We start from the raw sequence: 17,855 nt of genomic DNA, 5'->3' as shown, positions 1-17,855 counted from the left end.
CCAGCTGCGGCCGTCCCTCGACGTGCCGCTCCTTCGCTGCTGGTCGCATCGAGGAAAGGGACACCCATGAGAAACACCCGCACTGTGGCGGCCTGCGTGGCCGCGACGACCCTGCTCGGCCTGCTGTCGGCGTCGCCGGCGCTGGCCTCCGAGCTCGATCGGGGCGACGCCTCGATCGTCCAGGGGCAGGAGTCGCGCGGCTCGGGCCTCGGACTGCTCGGCCACTTCGCGACGGACGCGGCGGACGCGCGGCCCGACCGGGGCGACGCGGGCATGCTCGGCTCCCCGCAGCCCGGCGGACCGGACGCCCCTCTGCCCTCGCGGCCCGTGCAGGAGGTGCCGACCGAGTCGACTCCGGCTCCGACGCCCGGCTTCGCGGCAACGCTCGAAGCGGACAGGAGGTTGATCGTCTCCCTGCCCATGGAGCGGTTCTCCTCGGGGCAGCGCTTCGTGATCTACGTCGACGGGACGTACGTCGGCGAGACCAGTGCCGACGGCCAGATCGGCGGCGTCCACCTCCTGTCGACGGAGGGTCCGGACGGAGTGGCGCGCTTCCGGATCGACGCGGGGAGGAACGGTGGCCGGGTGGAGGTCCGGCGGTACTTCGGCCGACTGGATCTCGGCCGGGACACCGAGCCCCGGGAGGAGACGGTGTTCGACCAGCAGGTCGCGGTCAGTTCCGATATCACGGCGACTCTCGTGGACGGCAAGGCCGTGGTCTCGGTGCCGGAGAAGTTCCTCGCCGCGAACCAGTTGCTCGTGGTCGGCATCAACACCGTCCGCGCCGAGATCAAGGGGGACACCGCCGTGGGGGTGGACCGGGAGTGGAAGGAGGGCACGGATCGGCTGTTCGAGATCCCCGATGTGAAGCCCGGTGAGCAGCTGGACGTCTGGGAGTTCGAGGGGGAGATCACGGACCCGCTGACAGCGGAGAACTCGAAGGGGAGGTTGTTCTCCGTGACGCTCTAGGTGACCCGAGGCGGAGCGCGAGGCGGACGAGAGCGCGGTGAGTGATCCGGGGGCTCGCGAGCAGGGCTCCGTGAGCTCGCGTGCGTACCGCGTCACAGGGGAGCGGCCGGAGGTGCGTCGAGGTGAGAATGTCTCGTCGCGACCGGCCGCAGCCGACAGAGACGTGCTGCCTCTCCAATGCTGGTCGCCTTCATCGAAGGGAATCTCCATGAGGAACACGCGCACTGCAGCGGCCTGCGTCGCTGCGACCACTCTGCTCGGGCTGCTGTCCGCGACTCCGGCGATGGCCGGCCCGCTCGACGGCGGTGCTGGAGGAATCGTCCAGCGGGAGGAGTCGCCCGGCGCCGATCTCGGACTCCTCGGCCACTCCGTGACGGACGTGCCGGCCGGGCAGCCGGATCGCGGCGAGGCCGCCCTGTCCGCGAGCCGGCAGCCGGGCGGACCGGACGTCCGCGAGCTCGGTCTCCCCTCCCGGGAGGTGCCGACCGTGCCGGCCCCGGCTCCGACGCCGATCGAGCCCGCGCTCGCCGACACCCCGGCCGAGCCCGCCGCTGCGACGGAGTCGACCGACACTGCTCCTGGAGTGGCGCCGATCGCGGAGCAGCCGTTCGTGATCGCGACGCTCTCGGACGAGGGGGTGCTGGTGTCGGTGTCCGATGACCTCTACCGCACGGACAAGCGGTTCGTGGTGATCGTCGAGGGGAAACCCGTCGCTCAGATCCAGAACAAGCGGACTCGTGGGGTGGTGAGGGTGGTCCCCGATGTCGTCGATGGGCGGACGGTCCTCTACATCCCCGGGGTGAAGCCCGGCGATCGCATGGCGGTCACGGAGTACGCGGGATCGCTGGACGACGGGTTCGACGACACCCTCCGCCGGACGAGGGTCTACGCGGCGCAGCTCGGCGATGCCTTCCCGGCGACCACGCCGACCGCTCCCGCGGCGTAGCCCGCACCGCCCGCAGTCTCGCCCGACACCGGGACTCCGGCTGAGAACGCAGAAGTTGCGGTAGTCGAGTGCGACTACCGCAACTTCTGCGTTGTGGGCGGGGTCAGCGCGGGAGGCGCTGGAGCGCGGTGCGGCGCTCGCGGTCCTGCAGGGCGGCGCGCTCGTGGCGGAGGGCGGTGACCTCCGCGTGGGTGGGCGGGAGGCGGCGCTCCCGGGTGCTCCACGCCACGAGGGCGATGCCCGCGCGGAGCGCGAGGCGGTCGAGCAGGCGGGCGGCGCGGGGTCGGGGGAGGCGGGCGACGAGTGTCGCTGCGGTGTTCACGATGGTGTCCTTCGTGCGGGGCCCGGTCGATGCCGGGCGGCTGGCGCGCGGGCGCGCCGGAGAGCGCCTGGTGGGCGCGGCGAGGAGCGCGCTCGGAGCGCGCGGAGCGGCCGCCGGAGGGCGGCGCGCGGGACCCGGGGATCGGGTCGGGAACGGGACGACGGTCCGTGCGGCGGTGCCGCGGACCGGGAGCTTCTTCTGCGCCGTCACCGTCTGAGCGATGACGAGCGGGAGGCTCGACCGGTCAGTCGGAGAGGGCGCCGAAGAAGCCGGCGGTGGTGAAGTGCGGCGCGTTCGTCATGGTCGGCTCCTTTCGTGGTGGCGTTCGTCGACCGTAGCGGGCTGCGGGTGTTCCTGGCAAGAGGCTGGGTGTGGCGGGTCTCGATACGCCGCCTGCGGCGGCTACTCGACCAGCATGAGGCTGCCTGCGGCGGCCGGTCGGCCAGCATGGCGGGCCTGCGGCGGCCTGCCGATCGGCATGTGCCGGCCGCTCGACCAGCGTGGGCGGCTCGGCACGTGGAAACGGCTCCGGCTCGCTGGATCGGGGGATCCTGGCGAGCCGGAGCCGGTTCTACGTGCCGGAGGTGGAGCAGGGTCAGGCGCGGGGGCGGGGCTGGAGGCGCTCGAGCTGGGTGACGTGGGCGGGGGTGAGCTCCTCGAGGGAGTGGGCGCCGAGGAGCTTCATGGTGCGCACGATCTGGTCGGAGAGGATCGCGATGGTGCGGTCGACGCCCTGGCGGCCGCCGGCCATGAGGCCGTAGAGGTACGCGCGGCCGATGAGGGTGAACTTCGCTCCCAGGGCGATGGAGGAGACGATGTCGGCGCCGTTCATGATGCCGGTGTCGACCATCACCTCGGTGTCGGTGCCGACCTCGCGGACGACCTCGGGGAGGAGGTGGAAGGGGATGGGGGCGCGGTCGAGCTGGCGGCCGCCGTGGTTGGAGAGGACGATGCCGTCGACGCCGAAGTCGGCGAACTTGTGGGCGTCCTCGACGCTCTGCACGCCCTTGATGACGAGCTTCCCGGGCCACATCTCGCGGATGACCTTGAGGTCCTCGTAGCTGATGGTGGGGTCCATGGCGAGATCGAGCAGGTCGCCGACGGTGCCGCCGGTGGCGCTGAGGGAGGCGAACTCGAGCTTCTGGGTGGTGAGGAAGTCGAACCACCACCACGGACGGGGCAGCGCGTCGAGGACGGTGCCGACGGTGAGCTGCGGCGGGATCGAGAAGCCGTTGCGCTTGTCGCGCAGGCGGGCGCCCGCGACGGGGGTGTCGACGGTGAAGAAGAGCGTCTCGTAGCCGGCCTTGGCGGCGCGCTCGACGAGGCCGTAGGAGATCTCGCGGTCGCGCATGACGTAGAGCTGGAACCAGTTGCGGCCGTGGGGGTTGGCCTTCTTCACGTTCTCGATCGAGGTGGTGCCGAGGGTGGAGAGGGTGAACGGGATGCCCGCGGCGGCGGCTGCTCCGGCTCCTGCGGTCTCGCCCTCGGTCTGCATCAGGCGGGTGAAGCCGGTGGGCGCGATCCCGAACGGCATCGCCGAGGGGGCGCCGAGAACGGTCGCGGTGGTGTCGACGGCGGCGACGTCGCGGAGGACCTGGGGGTGGAACTCGACGTCCTCGAAGGCCTGGCGGGCGCGGGCGATGGAGATCTCGCCCTCAGCGGAGCCGTCGGTGTAGTCGAAGGCGGCCTTGGGGGTGCGGCGCTTCGCGATGGTGCGGAGGTCCTCGATGGTGAGGGCGGCGTCGAGGCGGCGCTTGCGGCCGTCGAGCTCGGGCTTCTTGAAGCTGAGGTACTCGAGCAGCTCGACGGGCTTCGGGAACTGGCGCTGGACCATGCTGGTCAGCCTTTCTCGGGGGAGGAGGGACGGGGTTCGTAGCGCGTCGGCGGGAACGCCCGGCGCACGAGGGCGCGCAGCGACTCGAGCGAGCCGGAGACGAGACCCTGCGCGCGGGCCTGGACGATGATGTTCCCGATCGCCGTGGCCTCGCTGGGACCGGCCTCGACCGGGAGCCCGGTGCGGTCGGCGGTCAGCTGGCAGAGCAGCTCGTTCTGCGAGCCGCCGCCGACGACGTGGATCGTGCGGACGTGCTTGCCGCTCAGCCGGACGGCATCGGCGAGGGTGCTCGCGTAGGCCTCGGCGAGCGACTCCAGGATCGAGCGGACGAACTCGGGGCGGGTGCGCGGCTGCGCGAGACCGCGCTCGACGCACCACTCGACGATCCGACCGGGCATGTTGCCGGGGGCGAGGAAGCGCTCGTCGGCGGGGTCGAAGGTCGTGATCGGCCCGCGGATCGCCGCGGCCTGGCGCAGCAGCTCGGCGAGGTCGATCTGCTCGCCGGTGCTGCGCTCCCAGGTGCGGATCGACTCGGAGAGCAGCCAGAGACCCGACACGTTCTTCAGGAATCGGACCCGCCCGTCGACGCCGCCCTCGTTGGTGAAGTTGGCGGCCCGACCCTCCAGCGAGACCACCGGCTCCTCGAGTTCGACGCCGACGAGCGACCAGGTGCCGCTGGAGATGTACGCGAAGTCCTCGCCAGCGGCCGGCACGGCGACGACGGCCGAGGCCGTGTCGTGCGAGCCGACGGCGACGACGCCGAGCCCGGCCGGGGCGCCGAGATCGGCGGCGACGGCGGGCAGGAGCGAGCCGAGCCGGGAGCCCGGCTCGATCAGGGGCGCGAGGATCCCGAGCGGCAGATCGAGGCGCGTGAGGAGCTCGTGGTCCCACGCGCGGGTGTGCGGGTCGAGCAGACCCGTGGTGGAGGCGTTGGTGATCTCGGTCGCGGCGACGCCGGTCAGCCAGTAGCCGATCAGGTCCGGCACGAGCAGCGCCTGGTCGGCGAGGGCGAGCACGTCGCGCTCGGCGGCGAGCTGGAACAGCGTGTTGAAGGGCAGGTGCTGCAGTCCGTTGCGCGCGTAGAGCTCCTCGGCGCCGATCCGTGCGTGCACGTCGGCGACGCCGCGCGCGGTCCGCTCGTCGCGGTAGTGGTACGGCGCGCCGAGCATCCGGCCCCGGCGCAGCAGGGCGTAGTCGACGGCCCAGGAGTCGACGCCGATCGAGACGACCTCGGGCTCGTCGCGGAGCGCGTTGGTCAGTCCGGTCGTCAGCGAGCGGTGCAGCTCGAGGATGTTCCAGTGCAGCGCGGACTCGCCGCCCTCCTGGACGCGCACCGGCTGGTTCGGGAAGCGCGCGACGTGCCGCATCCGCAGCTCGTCGTGGCCGACGTAGCCGAGGATGACGCGCCCGCTGGTGGCGCCGAGGTCGACCGCAGCGACGGCCTTCATCGGAGGATCCCTTCGGTCGCGGTCATCGGAGGAACGCCGCCGCGACTCCCGCGTCGACAGGGACATGAAGCCCCGTCGTGTGCGAGAAGTCGGAAGTGCAGAGCGCGAACACCGCGTTGGCGACGTTCTCCGGGACGACCTCGCGCTTGAGGATGGTGCGCTTGGCGTAGAACGCGCCCAGGTCCTCCTCGTCGATGCCGTAGGTCTTGGCGCGGTTCGCGCCCCAGCCGGAGGCGAAGATGCCGGAGCCGCGGACGACGCCGTCGGGGTTGATGCCGTTGACCTTGATGCCGTGCTCGCCGAGCTCGGCGGCCAGCAGGCGCACCTGGTGGGCCTGGTCGGCCTTGGTCGCGGAGTAGGCGATGTTGTTCGGGCCGGCGAAGACCGAGTTCTTCGAGGAGATGTAGACGATGTCGCCGCCGAGCTTCTGGTCGACGAGCACGCGGGCCGCGGCCTGCGAGACGAGGAAGGAGCCCTTCGCCATCACGTCGTGCTGGAGGTCCCAGTCGGCCTCGGTGGTGTCGAAGAGGGACTTGGAGAGCGAGAGGCCGGCGTTGTTGACGACCAGGTCCAGACCGCCGAAGGCGAGCACGGTGGCGTCGATCGCGGCCTTCACGGCGGCGGCGTCGGAGACGTTCGCCGCCACTCCCACCGCGACGTCGGTCGAGCCGAGCTCGGCGGCCGCGGCCTGCGCTTTGGCGAGGTCGAGGTCGGCGACGACGACGCAGGCGCCCTCGGCAGCGAGGCGGGTGGCGATGGCCTTGCCGATGCCGGAGGCGGCGCCGGTGACCAGCGCGATGCGGGAGGCGAGGGGCTTGGGCTTCGGCATCCGCTGCAGCTTCGCCTCCTCGAGCGCCCAGTACTCGATGCGGAACTTCTCGGCCTCGTCGATCGGCGCGTAGGTCGAGATCGCCTCGGCGCCGCGCATCACGTTGATCGCGTTGACGTAGAACTCGCCGGCGACGCGGGCGGTCTGCTTGTTCGCGCCGTAGGAGAACATGCCCACGCCGGGCACGAGCACGATCAGCGGGTCGGCGCCGCGGATCGCGGGGCTCTCCGGCGTCGCGTGCGCGTCGTAGTAGGCCTGGTAGTCGGCGCGGTAGGCCTCGTGCAGCGCGGGGAGGCGCTCGACGATCTCCTCGACCGTGGCCGTGGCCGGCAGGTCGACGAGCAGCGGCTTCACCTTGGTGCGGAGGAAATGGTCGGGGCAGGAGGTGCCGAGCGCGGCCAGGCGCGGGTGCTCGGTGCTCGCGAGGAAGTCGAGGACCTCGGCGGAGTCGGTGAAGTGGCCGACCTGGGGGCGGTCGTGCGAGGCGATCGAGCGCAGGTGGGCGGCGAGGGCGGCGGCCTTGGCGCGGCGCTCCTCCTCGGGCAGGGCGGCGTAGCCGTCGAGGGCGGGACCGAAGGGCTCGGGGCGGCCGTGCTCGGCGATGTACGCGCTGGCCGTCTCGATGATGCGGAGCGAGTTCGCCTCCGCCTCCTCGCTGGTGTCACCCCAGGCGGTGATGCCGTGGCCGCCGAGGATCGCGCCGATGACCTCGGGGTTCGCCTCCTTGATCGCGGCGATGTCGAGGCCGAGCTGGAAGCCCGGGCGGCGCCACGGGACCCAGGCGACGGTGCCGCCGAAGGCCTCCGCGGTGAGGCGCTCGCCGTCGGCGGCGGTCGCGAAGGCGATGCCGGAGTCGGGGTGCAGGTGGTCGACGTGCGCGGCGTCGACGAGGCCGTGCATCGCGGTGTCGATCGAGGGGGCGGCGCCGCCCTTGCCGTGCAGCGTGTAGTCGAACGCGGCGACCATCTCGTCCTCGCGGTCGACGCCGGGGTAGACGTTCACCAGCGCGCGGAGGCGGTCCATGCGGAGGACCGCGAGGCCCGACTCCTTCAGGGTGCCGAGGTCGCCGCCGGAGCCCTTGACCCAGAGCAGCTCGACGGGCTCGCCGGTGACCGGATCGGTCTCGAGGCCCTTCGCGGAGGTGTTGCCGCCCGCGTAGTTCGTATTGCGCGGGTCGGCCCCGAGGCGGTTCGAGCGGGCGATGAGCTCTGCGGCGGTCGAGGCTGCCATGACTTCTCCGTCTGATTGAACGAGTGTGTTAACTATCACAGAAGCTAACAGGCCGACTCGTTCCGGTCAATGCTCGTCAGCGCAGGTCGGCGAGGCCGCGGAACGGGTCGAGTCGCTCGTCCGCGGGGTCGAGCTCGGTCACGAGCACCGCGATCGCGTCCCAATCCAGCGCGCGGGCGAGGGCCGTGCGCTCGAGCTTGGAGGAGTCGACCAGCAGCACCGTCTCGGCGGAGGCGGCGACGAGCACGCGCTTCACCTGGGCCTCCTCGAGCGTCACCTCGCTGGTGCCCGCGCGGGTGACCGCCGAGGCGGAGGTGAAGAAGCGGTCGTAGTGCAGCTCGGCCGCGCCGGCGCAGGCGAGCGGGCCGACGAAGCTGTCGGTCTCGGCCTGGAGCTCGCCGCCGATCAGCACGACCCGGGCGCGGGTGGCACGGGCCGAGGCGTGGTTCTCCAGCGAGTTGGTGGCGATCAGCAGTCGCGGCGACTCCGGAGCGGCGGCGAGCAGGGTGCCGGCGGTCGAGGAGGCGTCGACCGCGATCGCGCCGGAGTCGGGCAGCAGGGCGACGGCTTTGCGCGCGATCTCGCGCTTGGCGGCGGCGCCCGCGGCCAGGCGCTCGGCGAAGGGGCGGGGGCGGAGCGCGGCGACCGCGCCGCCGCGGACCCGGCTGAGTCGTCCCTCCGCTTCGAGGTCGGCCAAGTCGCGACGGACGGTCATCGTCGAGACGTCCAGCTCGGTCGCCGCGTCGTCGAGGCGGATCGCGCCGTCGCGCTCGAGCAGCTCGATCAGGCGCGCGCGCCGCTCCGCGGAGTCCACCGTGGCCATGCCGCTCCCGTTCCGCCGGCGCGTGGGCGCCCGCGCGATCGAGAGTAACGGTGGGCGCGCGGGCGGGGCGCCGGTCCGGCGGGCCTCAGCTCTCGCCGTCGCGGTCGCGCCGCACCTGGGCGGACGGGTCGCGACCGGTCACCGGGAACGGCCCCGTCACTCCGTCGCGCAGCTCCGCGATCCGCAGGATGCGGCCGCGCTGCAGGAACCAGCCCGCCACCAGCAGCGGGACGATGATCACCAGCGAGGCGATGGTGAGGGTGCCGACCGGGAAGTCGATCGCCATCAGCACCAGCACCACGGCGAGGAAGACGAGGGTCAGCCAGGAGGTGACCGGAGCGCCGGGGAGCTTGAAGGACGGCTCCTTCGCGAGGCCCTTCTTCGCCCACTGCCGCAGTCGCATCTGGCAGAGGATGATCGTGCCCCACGCCGTGATGATGCCCAGGCTCGCGATGTTCAGCGCGATCTCGAAGGCCTGGCTCGGCACGAAGTAGTTCAGCACCACGCCCGCGACCGTGAAGGTCGCGGTGAGCAGGATGCCCGCGTAGGGCACGCCGCCCTTCGACATCCGCGTCGTCCACTTCGGGGCGGAGCCGTTCATGCCCATCGAGTGCAGCGCGCGACCGGTGGAGTAGAGGCCGGCGTTGAGGGAGGAGAGGGCCGCGGTGAGGACCACGAAGTTCATGATCGAGCCGGCGATCGTGCCGACCTCGGGCCCGCCGATCGAGGAGAAGAAGGTGACGAAGGGGCTCTCGCCCTCCTTATAGGCGGTGTACGGCAGCAGCAGTGAGAGCAGGACGATCGAGCCGACGTAGAAGATCGCGATCCGGAAGATCACCGAGTTGATCGCGCGCGGGATGACCTTCTCGGTGTCCTGCGTCTCGCCGGAGGCGGTGCCGACCAGCTCGATCGCGGCGTAGGCGAAGACGACGCCCTGCATCACCAGGACCGCGGGGAGCAGGCCGTTGGGGAGGATGCCGCCGTTGTCGCCGAGGATCGAGACGCCGGTCTGCACGGTCTCGCCGCCCGCCTGCACCGGGAAGGCGAAGACGAGCCAGATCAGTGCGACGACGAGGAAGGCGACCAGCGCCGTCACCTTGATCAGCGCGAACCAGAACTCGAGCTCGCCGAAGACCTTCACCGCGACCATGTTCGCGGCGAGGACGACGAGCAGCGCGATCAGGGCGAGGAGCCACTGCGGCGCCGCAGTGAAGGCCGACCAGTACTTGAGGTAGACGGCGACGGCGGTGGTGTCGACGATCGAGGTCATCGCCCAGTTGAGGAAGTACATCCAGCCGGCCGCGTAGGCGAACTTCTCGCCGTAGAACTCGCGGGCGTAGGAGATGAACGACCCCGACGACGGGCGGTGCAGGACCAGCTCGCCGAGAGCGCGGAGGATGAAGAACGCGAAGACGCCGGCGACGAGGTAGGCGATCGCGAGGGCCGGGCCGGCGGAGTTGAGGCGGCCGCCGGCGCCGAGGAAGAGCCCGGTTCCGATCGCACCGCCGATCGCGATCATCTGGAGCTGGCGGGGCTTCAGACCGTGCTGGTAGCCCTCCTGCTCGTGCGAGAAGTCCTTCGCGGGCGCCTGCTCCGCACCGATGTCGTCCTGCGCTGTCATGGCGTCACGGTACTCCCGCGCGGGGGTGGTTCCGGCCGCCGAGCGCGGGGAGGGGGCGGGTATGCGCTTGCCCGGCCGGTCGGAGGGGTGCGGAGAGGTGCACGGAGGCGTTGAGGCTCCTCCACAGGCACTGAAACGTGCCGAGTTGTCCGGATGCCTCGTCGATGTGATCAGATCAGTATGGGTTCGGGCATACGGTTCCCTCGCTGCCGCAGCGCAGCCCGCCTCGCCGGTCTCGGCGACGGCGGTCCGAAGTACAGAGAGGTCTCACCATGTCCTTCCGAGCACCCGGCTCCCGCCGGTCCTTCATCACCGGTCTCGCCCTCACCGGAGCGATGCTGATCGCGCCGGTCGCAGCGGCGTACACCGTGTCCCACCCCGAGGAGGGAGGGACGTGGATCCACGGGACGACCGGCGGGACCGTGCTGTCGTCGTATCAGCACGACTCGCGGTCACACCGGGCGACAGTGTTCAACGGCGATTACCACCGCACGAAGTGCAAGGACCCCGGGAAAGACGCTTCTGTGAGTGCACCCGCTCGCACGTTCGAGGTCGACTCCGCGTACTACGACGTCTGCTGAGTCCTGATCGATAGGCGGGCGGGGCTTCGGCCTCGCCCGCCCTGACAGCGGGAGAGCTGTGAGAAGCAAGAGTGTGGTCCTCGGCTATGTGCTGGCCGTCGTCCTGGCGGCGGTGCTCGCCGTCCTGTTCATTCGCGCCTTCGATGCGCGTGGCCCGGTGTGGAACGGGGGCTGGCAGCTCGTCGTGTCGCAGGACGCGACACCCCGGGTCTCCGCGAGCGAGGTCTACCGTGACCTCACGGCGCTGGCGGACGATCGTGGTGTCGACATCGTCCGCTACGCCGAGGATTCGGTGGATCCGGCGACCGTGCGCCACCTCTACGTCGCAGGCGAGGGGACCGCGGCGGAGCTGCTCCGCGACGGCTACGGCGCTGTCGACACCGCGATCACGACGACGGTCGCGCCGCTGCAGGACCTCGGCCTGCTCGATCCTCGCGGGGCCTGGCTGGTCGGGGGTGATCGAGCGGATGCGGAGGCGGTGCTCGCTGTCATCGAGAACGGCGGCTGGTCGGGCCGGGTCGCGCCCTACGCCTCGGGCATCGACGTCGACACGTACCGCGAATACGGCGATCTGATGCGCTCGTTCGCCGTCGCGCTGCTCGCCGTCATCGTCCTGGTCGGAGCGGGAACGCTGCTGCGGAGCCGGGCGCACGGGGTGCAGCGGCTGCATGGCGCGGGGCTTCTCAAGATCCTGCTCGCGGAGTGGCGCTTCCTCGCGCTCCCGGTGGTCGCCTTCTCCGTCGGCGGAGTGGCGGCGGTCGCTCTCGCGACGGCCGCTCTGAACGGCCTCGCGCAGCTGCCGACGGTCCTCGCGCTCTCCGGCCGGCTGCTCGCGCTCCTCCTGCTCGCCGCGGTCGTCGCGCAGATCCTCGCGATCGCCCTCACCGACGGCCGCCGGCTCGTCGACCAGGTGAAGGGTGAGATCGACGGCTGGTGGGTGCTGCTCGGCGTCTACGCGGTCCGGGTCCCGGCGGTGCTGGTGCTCCTCGCGATCGTCGCCGCGCTCGGGCAGAGCGCCCGGGTCGCCGAGGTCGAGGGGCGCAGCCGCGAGCTCCGGAGTGTCGCGCAAGACGCGGTCACGATCGGCATCGGCGGTTACTTGAGCCCGTCCGAGTACCACGCCGCTGATCGGCGACTGGCCGATCTGGCCGTCTCGCAGGAAGCCTCCGGCGGGGTGATCTTCGTCACGCCGGGACTCAGCGACCAGGGAAACGTGCTGCTCGCCAATGAGGGATACCTCCGGAGGGTCGAGGTGCTCGGCGACGACGGGCGCCGGATGACTGAGGTCCCCGACGGCGTCCTCACTGTCCTCGAGCCGGAGGACACGTCTGCTGAGTACCGGCTGTCCGTGCTGGCCGACTTGCACTCCTGGCAGGACACGCAGTCGAGCGTCTTGGATCCGGCACCCGCGACCGTCGGTCTTCCCGTCGCGGAGCACGTCGTGCCGTCGGGGCAGGTCCTCGTCACCCTGGGCTCCGGTGAGCACAGCTTCCGCCCGGAGCCCGAGCTCGTCGATCCGGTCGTCGTCGTTCTGCCATCGGTCGGGGTGCTCGCCGCCTCCGAGCTGGTCGCGGTGATCACCCAGGGAGGAGTGATCTTCACCGAACCCGCGGCGCTCCCGGCCGCCATCGAGGTGGGCGGTCTCTCCCCCTTCGTGGCCTCCATCACTCCAGTGGCGTACCAGGCGAACGAGCAGTACCGGCGGGCGCTCGGTGCCCACGTGATCAACGTGATCGGGTTCGTGAGCGGCGGGATCGTCGTGCTGCTCACCGGACTGGTCGCGGCGGTGGTGCTGGTGGAGAAGGACCGCAAGCGGGCGTTCGTGCACCGGCTGTCCGGGCTCGGACCGCTCACGGCGCACCGCAGCGGGCTCCTGCTGGAGGGTGTGCTGCTGACCGCGACGCTGGCGCTCGCCGTCGTCCCGCAGTGGTTCCGCGATCCGAAGGACGTCCGCACGGTGATCGACCTCGGCACGGTCGACACCGAGAACTTCCTGCTCGAGCAGACGGCGCTGGACATCGGCGTGGTCGCGGCCAGCGCTGCGCTCCTCGTCGCGTGCCTGGCCCTCGCGCACCGGAGGGCGAGCCGCTCGCCCGTCGTCGACACCTGATGCGCTCGCCGCTCCACTCCTCCCTCCCGACCGAACGGAAAGGCCTCCCGTGATCCTCGCCACCCACCTCGCCAAGGGCTACGGCCGACGCACGCTGTGGAGCGGACTCGATGTGACCGTCGCCTCGGGCAGCACCCTCGCCCTCACCGGCGCGAGCGGCAGCGGCAAGTCGACGCTCCTCAACTGCCTCGGGCTCCTCGACGCCCCCGACTCGGGCTCGATCGAGGTCGACGGGGAGGAGCTGACCCGCCTGCGGGCGCACGGCCGACGCCGCTTCCGGCGGGACCGGCTCGGCTACCTCTTCCAGAGCTACGCCCTCGTCGACACCGCGACCGTCGAGCAGAACCTCGCGATCGCGCTCGGCGAGCGGCGCGGCCGCAGCGACCGGTTCGAGCGCGCGCTCGAGCGCGTCGGCCTGGCGGGGCGGGGCCGCGAGCGCGTCGCCAGGCTGAGCGGCGGCGAGCAGCAGCGGGTCGCGCTCGCCCGGCTGCTGGTGAAGGGCCCGACCCTGGTCCTCGCCGACGAGCCGACCGGCGCCCTCGACGCCGAGAACAGCGAGACCGTGCTCGACGTGCTGACCGAGCTGGCCGGTCACGGCGCGAGCGTGGTCGTAGCGACCCACGACCCCGCGATCGCGAGCTGGTGCGACGACCGGCTCCACCTCGCTGCGCCCTGAGTCGAAGAGCCCCGGCCGAACGTTGCGGGTCGGGGGTCTCGATACGCCCGCTGCGCGGGCTGCTCGACCGGCAGAAGAACCCGCTGTGCGGGCGGCTCGCCAGCAGGGGAGGTCTCCAGCGGGAGTGCTCAGCCCGATCATGCTGGTCGAGTAGCCCCGCGGGGGCGTATCGAGACCCGGCCCCGTCAGCACGTGCGTTCTGCAGACTTGGCTCCTGACGAGGGTGGGTCTCGATACGCGCGCTGCGCGCGCCGCTCGACCAGCAGGGGAGATCAGGCGGGGGCGCGGTGGGTGGCGAAGGCGAGGTCGAGGAGGGGGAGGCGGTCGCGCTCGACGACGGCCGTCAGGACGCGGTCGCCGAGGTCGGCGCCGACGCCGAGGACGTGCGCGTCGGTGTCGATCCGGAGTCCGGGGACCGGGCGGCCGTCGAGGAGGAGCGGGACGTCGTGCTCGACGCACTTCTCGGTCGCGGGGCCGAGCAGCTCGCCGGGGAGCCGGCCGCGGACGCGCTCGGCGTGGAACCGGTTCCTCAGGATGTGGTTCACGTGCTCGACGAGCACGCTCTCGGCCGAGTGCCACGGCGGGGCGGGCTCGTGCGCGACGGTCGTCCGCACCGCCTCCCACAGCCACGGGTAGCGCATCCGGGCCTTGATCGCGGTCATCCAGTCGGGCAGCGGGCGTACCGGCGGGGCGTCGAGCGAGGCGCGCTGCTCGTCGTCGAGCTCCGCGAGGTTGGCGGGGTCGTCGTGGTCGTCCGGGTTGAGCCAGAGCGTGTAGCCGATCGCCACGGACTCGATCTCGACGCGTCCGCCGGAGGAGCTCGACGACGTGCCGGACGTCCACGGCTCGAGCGACGGCTGAGGAACGAAGCCGTACAGCGGGCCCGGGAAGGCTCGCGCCACCTCGTCGAGGGTCGGCGGGACCGGGACGTCCTCGAGGCGGGCGCTCTCGTCGTAGAACATCCTCCGAGGGTGCCGCGGCGGCGCGGCGGGCGCAATGGCGGGCGGTGAGCCGGCGCGAAGCGGGGGAGGCGAGCGGCGGTCCGGCGATGGCGGGTCTCGATACGCCCGCCGCGCGGGCTACTCGACCAGCAAGGACTTCCGTTGCGCGGGCCGATCAACCAGCGAGGAGGACCGCTGCGCGGGCTCCTCGAAGGGCGGAGGGGGGCGGGTCGCTCCGCGGTGCTCGGCGGAAGCATGCTGGTCGAGTAGCCCCGCCAGGGGCGTATCGAGACCCGACGCCATCAGCACGTGTGTTCTGCAGACTCGGCTCTCGGTGATGGTGGGTCTCGATACGCCCGCGGAGCGGGCTACTCGACCAGCATGAGGGGGGCCCGCTGCGCGGGCTGCTCGACCAGCAACGGTGGTCAGGCGGGGGCGTGGCGGGTGACGAAGGTGAAGTCGAGGAAGGGGAGGCGGTCGCGCTCGACGACGGCCGTCAGGAAGCGGTCGCCGAGGTGGGCGCCGACGCCGAGGACGTGCGGATCGGTGTCGATCCGGATGCCGGGGACCCACCGCCCGTCGAGGAGGAGCGGGACGCCGTGCTCGACGCCGAGGTCCATCGCGGGGCCGAGGAGCTCGCCGGGGTCGCTCCCACCGGCGCGCTCGCTGCGGAGGCGGCTCCTCAGGACGCGGTTCACGTGCTCGAGGAGCGCGAACTCGATGCTCTGCCACGGCGAGTGCTCCTCCGCCACGCTCGTCCGCACCGCGTCCCAGAGCTGGGGGTACGGCATCCGGGCGGCGATCTCCGCCATCCACTCGGGCACGGGGCGCGTCGGCGAGACGTCGAGCGAGGGCCTCGGCTCGCCGCCGAGCTCCTCGAGATTCGCGGGGTCGTCGTGGTCGTCCGGGTTGCGCCAGAAGGTGTAGCCGATCGAGGCCTCGTCGAAGAGGATCACCCCGCCCGCATCGCGCGCCGAGGCCGAGGACACCCACTCCTCCAGGGACGGCTGCGGCGTGAGGGTGAAGAGCGGACCTCGGAAGAACCGCGTCACGACGTCCAGCGTCGGCGGCTCGGGAAGCTCCTCGGGGGACACGTACTCGTCGGCATGCATCCGTCCAGCCTCACGCGACGGCGGCGCGGTGGGCGACGCCGTTCGGCGAACCGGCGCGAGGCGACGCACCGGGGCTCAGGTCGGCGTCGAGACCGACGTCGCCGTGTCACCGCGTGCAGCTCGCGCCCGCGCCTTGATCGCCTCGATCACCTCGGTCTTGGCGTCCGAGTAGGCGTTCATGTCGGCCCAGCTCCGCTCCATCAGCGAGCGCTTGGTCGCCTCGTAGAGGGAGCGGTCGGCCGCGTCGCGCCGGAGGTGGTCGCGGAGCAGGAGGTACTCCTCGATCGCGGCGTCGCCCCGGGCGTAGAGGTGCACGTGCACGTCCCGCTCCGGGGTGCGGACGAGGCGGTGGCCGGGCTCGCGGACCCGGAGCGCGTAGCCGGCTGCGAGCAGCGGGTCGAGGTAGTCCTCCTCCGCGGTGATGTCGGGGACGGCGACGGCGATGTCGATGATCGGCTTCGCCGCGAGGCCGGGCACCGCGGTGGAGCCGATGTGCTCGATCGCGACGTCCAGCGCGGCGAGGGCCTGCGCGATCCGCCGCTGGTGCTCGCGGAACGCCTCCGGCCAGCCCTCGTCGTACGCGTGCAGTCCGACCGCGAGCGGCTCGGCGCCGCCGACGATGTCGACGGTCGTGACGTCCGGCCGGGGGTGCTCGCTGCTGTCCATACCGGAATCCTCGCAGTGCTCGCGGCCCCTGATCGCGGCGGGCGAACGTCCGGGGCAAGGGCTTGCAGCCCGCCGATCGGAGGGATTGTCTGGAGGGAGGAGAGAGAGGTGTCACCATGACGCAGACCTTCCCCGCGTGGTTGCGGGACCAGGAGAAGAGGGACGACGAGGTCGGCGAGCTCGCCCAGACCTACGCCGGCCGCGGCGACCTGCCGGAGCACGGCGGACGCGCCATCTACGACGGCTACTTCGCGAGCGAGCCCGCCTCGGCGCAGGCCTCGCTCGACCGGGCCTGGATGGAGTTCGAGGCGCACCCCGAGCCGTCCGCCACCTCGGACGAGCCGGAGGGACTGCGATGAGCGACCAGACCCCGAGCCCCGTCGAGGACCCGGACGACCAGGCCGACAAGCCCTCGCAGGCCGAGGGCGAGGATCCGCGCGACACCCCGGTCGAGGTGCTGCCCGCCGAGGGCAAGCCCTCGAAGGCCGAGGGCTGAGCCGAAGGCTCGGAGGTGGAGGGGCGTTCCCGGTGGGGGGCGCCCCTTTCCGTTGCCTGCGGTGGGGGGATCTCGATACGCCCGCTGCGCGGGCTACTCGATCAGCATGGGGTGCCTGCTGCGCTGGCTTCTCGATCAGCAGGGGGTGCCCGCTGCGCGGGCTTCTCGCCCGCATGATCCGGCGACGGCAGTCCATTCAGCAGAAGTTGCGGTACTCGCTGGCGACTACCGCAACTTTTGAGGAGGGGGGGGCGACGGCGGGTGGGTCAGCGGCCGACGGCGGCCATCAGCTCGTGGGCCTCGGCGCTCTCGGGGTACTGGGCGAGGACGCGCTCGAGGTCGCGGCGGGCCGGGGCGCGCCGGCCGTCGGCGAGGTGGGTGCTGGCCCGCTCGTAGAGGGCCTCGATCCGGAGCTCGACGGGTCGGGCGGTCGTGACGTTGGGCCGCACCACGCGGTCGAAGGCCTCGAGGGCGCTCTCGATCAGGCCGAGCTCGCGCAGGGCGACGCCGCGGCGGATGAGGACCGCGGCGGACGGGGCGTCGACGTTGACCACCGGCGCCGAGAACTGCGCCATGTCGCCCCAGCGCCGCCGGGCGGAGTAGAGCGAGGCGAGCGTCGAGGCGGCCAGCGTCGACGGCGGCAGGGTCTCGACGGCGGCCGTGGCGCCGGCCGGGTCGTCGACGGCGGCGAGCTCGGCGAAGAGCAGGCGCAGCGCGGTCGCGTCGAGTGGGACGTCGATGTCGAGTCCGGCGCTGAGCGGTAGATGGGCCGTGAGGACGATCCCGTAGCGGCGAAGGAACGGATCGGCGGCCGGGTCGTAGCGCATCCGCACCAGCCAGCCGGCGAGGCGGAGGGCGCGGTCGTCCTCCCGGCGCGAGAGCGCGTCGCGGACCAGCTCGATCACGGCGGCGAGCTTCGAGCCCTCGGGGGAGGCGGCGGTCGCCTCGTGCAGCTCGGCGGCGGGGGCGCCCGCGCGGATCAGGCGGATGAGCGGCGCCTCCCACGGCTGCGCCAGCGGCGAGGGCCGGACGAGACCGGGGCCGCTGGGCATCGACAGCCCGGCCGAGAGCCGGGAGCGGCTGAGGGAGCGGCTGAGGGTCGGGCCCACGACGGGGTGCAGGCGAGCACCCGCGAGGACGCGCAGCTCTCCTGCGGTCCGGAAACCGATCCCCACTACAGCACTCCCCCACTCGGGGGACCCACTCGACCCCCCAGGTCCCCAGTTTACGGGGTCCCCCGGCCTCCCTCCC

The 17,855-nt window shown here is 72.1% G+C and carries 17 protein-coding genes; 7 read left to right on the top strand and 10 right to left on the bottom strand.

What is annotated here, in order from left to right; genetic code table 11:
* Positions 1-66: 66 nt before the first annotated feature.
* Positions 67-969, top strand: coding sequence for a hypothetical protein (locus tag MT351_RS10110; RefSeq protein WP_243582103.1), 903 nt, complete (start codon positions 67-69; stop codon positions 967-969).
* A 208-nt stretch (positions 970-1,177) separates the two neighbouring features.
* Positions 1,178-1,915: a hypothetical protein gene (locus tag MT351_RS10105; RefSeq protein ID WP_243582102.1), complete on the top strand. Its 738-nt coding sequence runs from the start codon at positions 1,178-1,180 to the stop codon at positions 1,913-1,915.
* 103 nt (positions 1,916-2,018) lie between these two features.
* On the opposite strand, the gene MT351_RS10100 is transcribed toward MT351_RS10105, so the two are convergent.
* The 6 genes from MT351_RS10100 to MT351_RS10075 form a co-directional block, all read right to left on the bottom strand.
* Positions 2,019-2,237 (bottom strand): hypothetical protein, encoded by a 219-nt coding sequence (locus tag MT351_RS10100; RefSeq protein ID WP_243582101.1) that lies wholly within the window; start codon positions 2,235-2,237, stop codon positions 2,019-2,021.
* A 595-nt stretch (positions 2,238-2,832) separates the two neighbouring features.
* Positions 2,833-4,071, bottom strand: coding sequence for an alpha-hydroxy acid oxidase (locus MT351_RS10095; RefSeq protein WP_243582100.1), 1,239 nt, complete (start codon positions 4,069-4,071; stop codon positions 2,833-2,835).
* Positions 4,072-4,076: 5 nt separating this feature from the next.
* Positions 4,077-5,519 (bottom strand): rhamnulokinase family protein, encoded by a 1,443-nt coding sequence (locus tag MT351_RS10090; protein ID WP_243582099.1) that lies wholly within the window; start codon positions 5,517-5,519, stop codon positions 4,077-4,079.
* Between the two features lie 22 nt (positions 5,520-5,541).
* Positions 5,542-7,578, bottom strand: a complete 2,037-nt coding sequence (locus MT351_RS10085; protein WP_243582098.1) for a bifunctional aldolase/short-chain dehydrogenase — start codon at positions 7,576-7,578, stop codon at positions 5,542-5,544.
* Between the two features lie 76 nt (positions 7,579-7,654).
* Positions 7,655-8,401, bottom strand: coding sequence for a DeoR/GlpR family DNA-binding transcription regulator (locus MT351_RS10080; protein WP_123732613.1), 747 nt, complete (start codon positions 8,399-8,401; stop codon positions 7,655-7,657).
* A gap of 85 nt (positions 8,402-8,486) precedes the next feature.
* Positions 8,487-10,022, bottom strand: a complete 1,536-nt coding sequence (locus tag MT351_RS10075) for an amino acid permease (RefSeq protein ID WP_132436827.1) — start codon at positions 10,020-10,022, stop codon at positions 8,487-8,489.
* Positions 10,023-10,294: 272 nt separating this feature from the next.
* On the opposite strand from MT351_RS10075, the gene MT351_RS10070 reads away from it, so the two are divergent.
* From MT351_RS10070 to MT351_RS10060, 3 genes are all read left to right on the top strand, one after another.
* A complete protein-coding gene (locus tag MT351_RS10070; protein WP_123736359.1) occupies positions 10,295-10,603 on the top strand; it encodes a lactococcin 972 family bacteriocin in 309 nt (102 codons plus the stop codon).
* Positions 10,604-10,676: 73 nt separating this feature from the next.
* A complete protein-coding gene (locus MT351_RS10065; protein WP_123736358.1) occupies positions 10,677-12,713 on the top strand; it encodes a hypothetical protein in 2,037 nt (678 codons plus the stop codon).
* A 49-nt stretch (positions 12,714-12,762) separates the two neighbouring features.
* Positions 12,763-13,389, top strand: coding sequence for an ABC transporter ATP-binding protein (locus MT351_RS10060; RefSeq protein WP_123736357.1), 627 nt, complete (start codon positions 12,763-12,765; stop codon positions 13,387-13,389).
* A gap of 272 nt (positions 13,390-13,661) precedes the next feature.
* Here the strand turns inward: MT351_RS10060 and MT351_RS10055 are convergent, their stop codons facing one another.
* The 3 genes from MT351_RS10055 to MT351_RS10045 form a co-directional block, all read right to left on the bottom strand.
* Entirely contained in the window at positions 13,662-14,351 is a 690-nt protein-coding gene (locus MT351_RS10055) for a hypothetical protein (protein WP_123736356.1), read from the bottom strand.
* A gap of 404 nt (positions 14,352-14,755) precedes the next feature.
* On the bottom strand, positions 14,756-15,442 hold the full coding sequence (locus MT351_RS10050; protein ID WP_123736355.1) for a hypothetical protein: 687 nt from the start codon (positions 15,440-15,442) through the stop codon (positions 14,756-14,758).
* A gap of 75 nt (positions 15,443-15,517) precedes the next feature.
* The gene (locus tag MT351_RS10045) at positions 15,518-16,108 is read right to left on the bottom strand and encodes a GrpB family protein (protein ID WP_123736354.1); all 591 of its coding nucleotides are present in this window, start codon (positions 16,106-16,108) and stop codon (positions 15,518-15,520) included.
* A 116-nt stretch (positions 16,109-16,224) separates the two neighbouring features.
* Here MT351_RS10045 and MT351_RS10040 point away from each other — a divergent pair, with 116 nt between their 5' ends.
* Both MT351_RS10040 and MT351_RS10035 read left to right on the top strand, forming a co-directional pair.
* A complete protein-coding gene (locus MT351_RS10040; RefSeq protein ID WP_123706469.1) occupies positions 16,225-16,467 on the top strand; it encodes a hypothetical protein in 243 nt (80 codons plus the stop codon).
* Positions 16,464-16,604 carry a hypothetical protein gene (locus tag MT351_RS10035; RefSeq protein ID WP_159421935.1) on the top strand — a complete coding sequence of 47 codons (141 nt, stop codon included), beginning with the start codon at positions 16,464-16,466 and terminating at the stop codon, positions 16,602-16,604. Before MT351_RS10040 ends, MT351_RS10035 begins: the two co-directional genes overlap by 4 nt.
* A gap of 266 nt (positions 16,605-16,870) precedes the next feature.
* Here MT351_RS10035 and MT351_RS20290 read toward each other — a convergent pair whose 3' ends face one another.
* Positions 16,871-17,779 carry a tetratricopeptide repeat protein gene (locus MT351_RS20290; RefSeq protein ID WP_243582097.1) on the bottom strand — a complete coding sequence of 303 codons (909 nt, stop codon included), beginning with the start codon at positions 17,777-17,779 and terminating at the stop codon, positions 16,871-16,873.
* Between the last annotated feature and the right edge of the window lie 76 nt (positions 17,780-17,855).

The sequence above is a fragment of the Rathayibacter sp. VKM Ac-2926 genome, assembly GCF_022815565.1.
GTDB classification, from domain to species: Bacteria; Actinomycetota; Actinomycetes; order Actinomycetales; family Microbacteriaceae; genus Rathayibacter; species Rathayibacter festucae.
Note: the sequence above shows the minus strand (reverse complement) of the source record. Positions and strands in the feature narration are given on the sequence as shown.